The sequence below is a fragment of the Alteromonas sp. CNT1-28 genome (assembly GCF_022348345.1).
In the GTDB taxonomy this organism is placed as follows: domain Bacteria; phylum Pseudomonadota; class Gammaproteobacteria; order Enterobacterales; family Alteromonadaceae; genus Alteromonas; species Alteromonas macleodii.
Genome location: NZ_JAKREZ010000066.1, coordinates 1 through 5,780 on the forward strand (window position 1 = coordinate 1; position 5,780 = coordinate 5,780).

Genomic DNA, 5,780 nt, shown 5'->3' on the forward strand with positions numbered 1-5,780 from the left:
AGTAAACGAGTTCTAAAAAGGCAACGGTATTGATCTTGAAATAGTGGTCAAAGGACTATCTTTTTTCATTGACAGCCCGGAGGCTCATATGTGTTAGGTGCGTTCACAAAATAGCCTCAAATATTAAGTAAGCGTTGGTGACGCAGATTAAAGCTCCTATGATAATCATAGTATTTGGAGGCAGCAGCTCTCTTTGAGAACCTAAACTATTTTTAGCATTCTTGCCTCGGAAGATAAGGTATACACCAACCAGAATAACGATACATTTGATTATAATATCGGCGAGGACATAAGAATCCATTCAAGTTCATTCCTGATAGCTAATAAAGTGAAAATTACTGGAATATTCCATTAAAGCACATAACTTTTAAATAAGGGGCGCAGGCATGTGGGGCATAATGGCGAAGCCGCCCCGCATGTATGCGTCCCAGCGAACGAAGTGAGTGACTTAATTTTTTTGTTATATCGCATGTTTGCCAGCGTGCTCAAATTCCATGGTGTTAGCCTGATTGATTTTATGCTGAATGTAAATGACATGAAAAAAAGTACAAAGAATTGGGTTGAGCCAAAGTTTGCTTTGAGGATTGGCGTCATTTAAATCATTAATTCTATTTCTAATTTTTACAAGCCAAACTAAATGAAAAGCCGATGAAATGACGTGCATCGCTTTTGAAAAGAGAAGTAACTCTGGTGGCGCACTCGAAGCAAGGTAAATAAAGAGGCTGAAAAAAGAGACTAAGTGAATGGAAATTGCAGAAAAAGCGAAGTACTTTGAGATAGGATTGTGGGTATGAGGGTTAACTTTCGCAGTGAACGTATAGAGCCGATAAATAAAGAAAAGGCCAAAAGTTAAAACACACCATGCCATAGTTATAAATACTGACTTAGTTTCGAAAATATTTTTCATGCTCTTCCTTGATGCAGATGGATACAGGAATACATGCGGCTAAAGTGACATAGTTCAAGTGTGGAAGAAGAAGTTAAGACTTTCTATGCGATATAACGCCCGCCTAACAGGCGCAAAAGGCTTGGCTAAAATTAGGAACGAAGTGACGCAAGCCAAGCTTTTTGCGTCCTTTGTTGAGGCGTTTGTTATGTGCCTGTTCCAGAATATTCCTTTTGTACAATTTCTTTTGCAAGCGTTGCAGCTTCATCTGAACTAGAAAGCACTTGTTTGTAGAAATAGAAAAACGCCACATTATATTGCGCTAACTCAATAAAAATAAAGTTATTAGTTGAATGAAAAAAATGAAAATCTGGGTTAGTTGTACGCAGAATACATAGCGAGTTATGTTTTACTGCTTTTGACTTAACAGAAAGTGTTTTTAATGCGTTTCGTAGGTTTGAAAATACTTTTGATGGACTCTGATCCATAGGACCTTGAAACATTGCAATTGGCATTTTTCCTATGTAAGGAATGTATTCAGAACCTTGCACTTTATTTAAATTTCTACGGAGATCTAGTACGTGAAATTTGTATTCAATAATCTCAAGCCAAAGAATTATTTTATTTATTTCATCATCAGTAAAATACTGACTCTGGAGGTCGACTTCATTAAATTTATGCGTAAGAAACCTTTCTAATTCACCAAGAATGCTGTTGTTGCAGTTCTGGCATGCTGGCACCGCAGTCTTATTATAAGTTTGTGCGTTTTTATTAGTAGTAGTTATAAAAGTTCGTTTTGTGCAACGATCATAAACCCACTGAGGAATAACATGCTCCCGGGTCAGGTTTTCGTTTTCGCCACAAAAAATGCAGATATTTACTGAGTGGTCACCAATGATAGAAGTGATCACTTTCGTATGATTAGCTTTTATCTTCTTTCGAAACTCAACAAGTTTCTTATTTAAACTCATAGTTGACCATTATCCCTTGGCACATAACGTTCAAAGCAGGGGCGGCGAAGCCGTCCCAGCCTGCCTTTGCTTGTTAATAATCTTTCCAGTTCCGGTGCTGCCCTACATAGTCCCTTATTGTCACCTTTACGGAAGCACAGTCTAGGCATTCATCCGGATTGGCTGTTTTGACAACTCTTATTTTAGTTCCAGAGCTAAGGGACTCAATACCTTTAAACACTCCGATACTATTCATTTTCTGAACTTTCAAATCAGGCTTACACAATGATAAAACATGCATAAGCATATCGACCGTTTCAGGATTAGCTCGCGAACCAAACGTAATAGACTTTATATGTACCGGTAAGAATTTCTCATTCTCAAGAATGCATCTATATTCAGCTTCATACTTCCAAGGCTTGTCCTTATACTTCAGTATTTCCAAGGCTTTGGCAAGATTAATATCATCATTATTAACAATGGGCTTATTCAAGTATGATACCTTATGATATTCCTGATCATTAATCAGCTCAAATTCAACAACACAACCTGTGCCACCATCGGCATAATGCGACCACATCAATGTGTTTTTTGGGTCCTTCGTGAAACAAACAACCCTTAGATTCTTGATAATATTTTCCCATTCAACCTCTCTATCTCTAGGCACTGTTTCATCGACTTTAATGACTCCTTCCATGGGATCATTAAGCTCATGATAACCAGCAGCGTAAAGTCGCTCTTTTAATATAACATCAAGAAGGAACTCAAAATTTTTTAACGACTTATACTTATAAAATGTAGGATTCGTCTTCATCGGTCATAGTCGAGAATATTATTAACGCTGCGCTCACCGGAAAATTAGGAGCGTAGTGAGTAATTTTTCCGAGTGCAGCGCCTTGTTAGATTTTGCTCTGACTAATTACCTGAAATTTCTAAATGTTGGACCACGTCGATTCGAAAACCTGCCGGGTCTTCCAGGATAAAATGTACCTGTCCCCAAACTTCTTCTTTGAGCTCCATAGCCATCGTCAAATCCATTTTTTGTGCTTCGGCATAGGCGTGAGCTGCATCTTTAACTTCTAGTGATATCACATAGCCATCGGGAGACATTAATGGTCGAAGAAAGTCTGGCTGGCTTGCGTGCTCTGGCATCAAGAAGCCAAGCTGAACACCCGAATTGGGTGACACCAAATGCAAGTAAAAGTCGGCGTCGTAAAATACGGCATTAAAGCCAAACACGGATTCATAGAATGCTTTCACCGCTTCTAAGTTTGCCGTTACCATCACAGGAAACATCGCGTCTATTTCAATCATCTTATTAACCTCTTACCGTTGATTAGATGAATAACATTATTCTTCACTCAGAAGAGCAGTGATTGTATAAAACGGACATTTTTCTGAACTGTGTCGGTGTGACTCCAGACAAACGTTTAAATTCGCGCACAAAATGGGGCTGGTCGTAGTAATGATCTAGGTAGGCCTTGCTGTGTTGCGGTGCATTCATCGCTTTGAGAGCACTCTGAAATCTTAGCACCTTGCCAAAATCTTTGGGAAGTAAGCCAACGTGCTGTTTGGCCAACCGTCTAAGCTGACGTGCAGACACACCAAATTCAGTGCTCCGGCTATCTGACAGGTCAAGATTAGAGCTGACATTTTCGTAACAGTATCGAATGTAACGAGCTAGGCGAGGGTCAACGTTGGCAAACGTTATGGTAGAAAGTATTACTGCCGACAAGCTATTGCAGCGCTTAGCAAAGCTCTTTGCGTTACTAATGACTTCAAATACAGAGTAAACGATATCTGCGGGTAATAAGTCTTCCGCCTTTACACTACCAGCCTCACCCCACTCCCCTAAAGGCACAGAGATCAAGCCTTTATGCCCTAGAATTCGAAAACGAATACCAAAAAAAGACGCTGGGCCATCTATATGAAATAAAGTAGATGAGAGAAATGGCGGAATAAGAAAATTATCGTCGAAGCAATCTTGATTGATGATCCAATCAACACAGTTATCCGGCACACTATGGTATTGAAACTGGCCTTTGGGGACTGTGAGCTGCCAATACGATTGCACCCAACGATTTAACGGCGGCAATATCTGCCACGTTTTATAGGCGCGGTCGTCAGCGACTTTTCCTTGAGTCGGGTTATACTCTAAAAGCATTTTAGTATTGATATACAAAACATAAACTTTTCTGGCTACCAGCCCTCCAGAAATCTAACGCTAAGCTAACGGGCACAAATGCAGCGCTATAATGGCGAAGCCGCGCTGCATTTGTGTCCCAGTGACCGAAGGGAACGAGTTTAGCGCCTTGTTATGCTCCCCACATTCGACCTTAATTACTCTGTCTCTTAACATTGTCAGTTTTATCTTTTCCAGCGACAACAGGTAAGCCCATTTCGATCCACTTTAAAATACCTTCATCTATGACAGCTGTATTTTCATAACCAAGGCTGCGTAAATGATCTACAACTGAATCAGAAGCTGCATGTGGACAAGCGCAGTAAGCTACTATCCAAGTGCCGTCATTGGGTAAGTTTTCTGCAATCCTAGATTTGTCTCGATAATACGGCATAGGGACAGCCCCAGGAATATGAATACGTTGCCACGCGGACCCTGGGCGAGTATCTAAAACAATCATTCTTTTTTTCTCTTCTATCGCCTTTACTACCTCCATGGCAGGTACATACCGACCTTCCCTGAGATTGAAAGCCGGTCCGTCTCCTCTAGAATTCACTACGTACTCATCCGGACTAGGCCATTCGGCAAGTTCAACCGGTGCTGGCTTCCAACCTGATGCTTGACTTCTTAAATATGCGACCAAATCATTAATCTCTTCGTCTCCAAGAAGATGTTTAAAACTCTGCATCGGTGTATCTTCGCGACCATGTACAATCGCGTGCTTAATATAACTATCTGTTGCGCTAGAGAGGAACAATTGGTCAGCTATAGCAGGCGCTGTGACACCTTGGCCTTGCTGGCCGTGACAACTTGAACAGTTTGAAGCATAGAGTGCTTTTCCTTTGGAAGAATCTCCTTTTATTGAAACTTGCTCTAATTCTACAGGTGAGACGTTCTCTTTCTGAGCAAGCCACCTTATCAGTAATATGATATCTGAATCTGTAAGAGGGCCTCCGGCCTCGTGACTGTAGCCATCCATCGCCGAATTTACTCTTCCCCAAGAAATAGAATCGAACAGTAACTGTGGATACGCTGTACTCAGCATCGATTTTGATTTTAATGAAGGCGCATGATCTGCTTTATATCCCTCGCGGTCTTTTCCATGGCAAAGTGAGCAATACTGCTGATACATAGCATCCGCCTTTTCCATTTCATCAGTATTCAGCGTCAATGACAGATCAGCGTTGCTGGGTATACAATAAAACACAATTAGTGGAGTAAAACCTAAAAGTAAAAAGCGGCGCATATTAAATAATCCTTTTTTTAAAAAAACCATATCTAAAATCGATGACGATGTTAGATGGGAGCATAACGCTAAGCTTTGGGGCGCTAGCACGTGGGCTAAAATCCGAACGAAGTGAGTCAGCCCACGTGTTAGCGTCCCAGCGACCGGAGGGAGTGCCAACAGCCGCGTGATTAAATTATTGAATTTAAGATAAAACAACCTTGTGCGAAATGCCAGATGTTAACGTTAATGCTGGATAAAAGAGCGAGTTTAGAAGGCTGTGTTGTTGAATGTTGGCGTTACGGTGTTGATAAAAAGCGCGTTGCTAAAGCGGTTAAAATAACTGAGAAAGCTAGCTGTGAAGACAACCTAGCGAAACAACCTTTATGCTGGAATGTCACGCTTAAACCCACTTTATTATGCTGTAAGTAAATGACGCCTAACTTTTCAATAACGGGCGCAGGCACGTGGGGCATAATGGCGAAGCCGCCCCGCGTGTATGCGTCCCAGCGAACGAAGTGAGTGAGTTTATTGAGT

General features: G+C 41.1%; 6 protein-coding genes and 1 pseudogene. All 7 read right to left on the reverse strand.

What is annotated here, in order from left to right; translation table 11 throughout:
• Nucleotides 1-460: 460 nt before the first annotated feature.
• Nucleotides 461-934 carry a DUF6688 family protein gene (locus MHN02_RS21015; RefSeq protein ID WP_317846257.1) on the reverse strand — a complete coding sequence of 158 codons (474 nt, stop codon included), beginning with the start codon at nucleotides 932-934 and terminating at the stop codon, nucleotides 461-463.
• A 158-nt stretch (nucleotides 935-1,092) separates the two neighbouring features.
• Nucleotides 1,093-1,857 carry a hypothetical protein gene (locus MHN02_RS21020; protein ID WP_239247908.1) on the reverse strand — a complete coding sequence of 255 codons (765 nt, stop codon included), beginning with the start codon at nucleotides 1,855-1,857 and terminating at the stop codon, nucleotides 1,093-1,095.
• 73 nt (nucleotides 1,858-1,930) lie between these two features.
• Nucleotides 1,931-2,650, reverse strand: coding sequence for a DUF2971 domain-containing protein (locus MHN02_RS21025; RefSeq protein WP_239247910.1), 720 nt, complete (start codon nucleotides 2,648-2,650; stop codon nucleotides 1,931-1,933).
• A 101-nt stretch (nucleotides 2,651-2,751) separates the two neighbouring features.
• Entirely contained in the window at nucleotides 2,752-3,150 is a 399-nt protein-coding gene (locus MHN02_RS21030) for a VOC family protein (protein ID WP_239247912.1), read from the reverse strand.
• 43 nt (nucleotides 3,151-3,193) lie between these two features.
• On the reverse strand, nucleotides 3,194-4,018 hold the full coding sequence (locus tag MHN02_RS21035) for a helix-turn-helix domain-containing protein (RefSeq protein ID WP_239247914.1): 825 nt from the start codon (nucleotides 4,016-4,018) through the stop codon (nucleotides 3,194-3,196).
• A 154-nt stretch (nucleotides 4,019-4,172) separates the two neighbouring features.
• Complete coding sequence (locus MHN02_RS21040; RefSeq protein WP_239247916.1) at nucleotides 4,173-5,294, reverse strand: c-type cytochrome; 1,122 nt, start codon at nucleotides 5,292-5,294, stop codon at nucleotides 4,173-4,175.
• A 248-nt stretch (nucleotides 5,295-5,542) separates the two neighbouring features.
• Nucleotides 5,543-5,780, reverse strand: a pseudogene (locus tag MHN02_RS21045) (hypothetical protein); the annotation flags it as partial.

Excerpts from the sequence above, each read along its gene's own strand:
- MHN02_RS21020 (WP_239247908.1), bottom strand. The coding sequence starts at position 1,857 with ATGAGTTTAAATAAGAAACTTGTTGAGTTTCGAAAGAAGATAAAAGCT.
- MHN02_RS21025 (WP_239247910.1), bottom strand. The coding sequence starts at position 2,650 with ATGAAGACGAATCCTACATTTTATAAGTATAAGTCGTTAAAAAATTTT.
- MHN02_RS21030 (WP_239247912.1), bottom strand. The coding sequence starts at position 3,150 with ATGATTGAAATAGACGCGATGTTTCCTGTGATGGTAACGGCAAACTTA.
- MHN02_RS21040 (WP_239247916.1), bottom strand. The coding sequence starts at position 5,294 with ATGGTTTTTTTAAAAAAAGGATTATTTAATATGCGCCGCTTTTTACTT.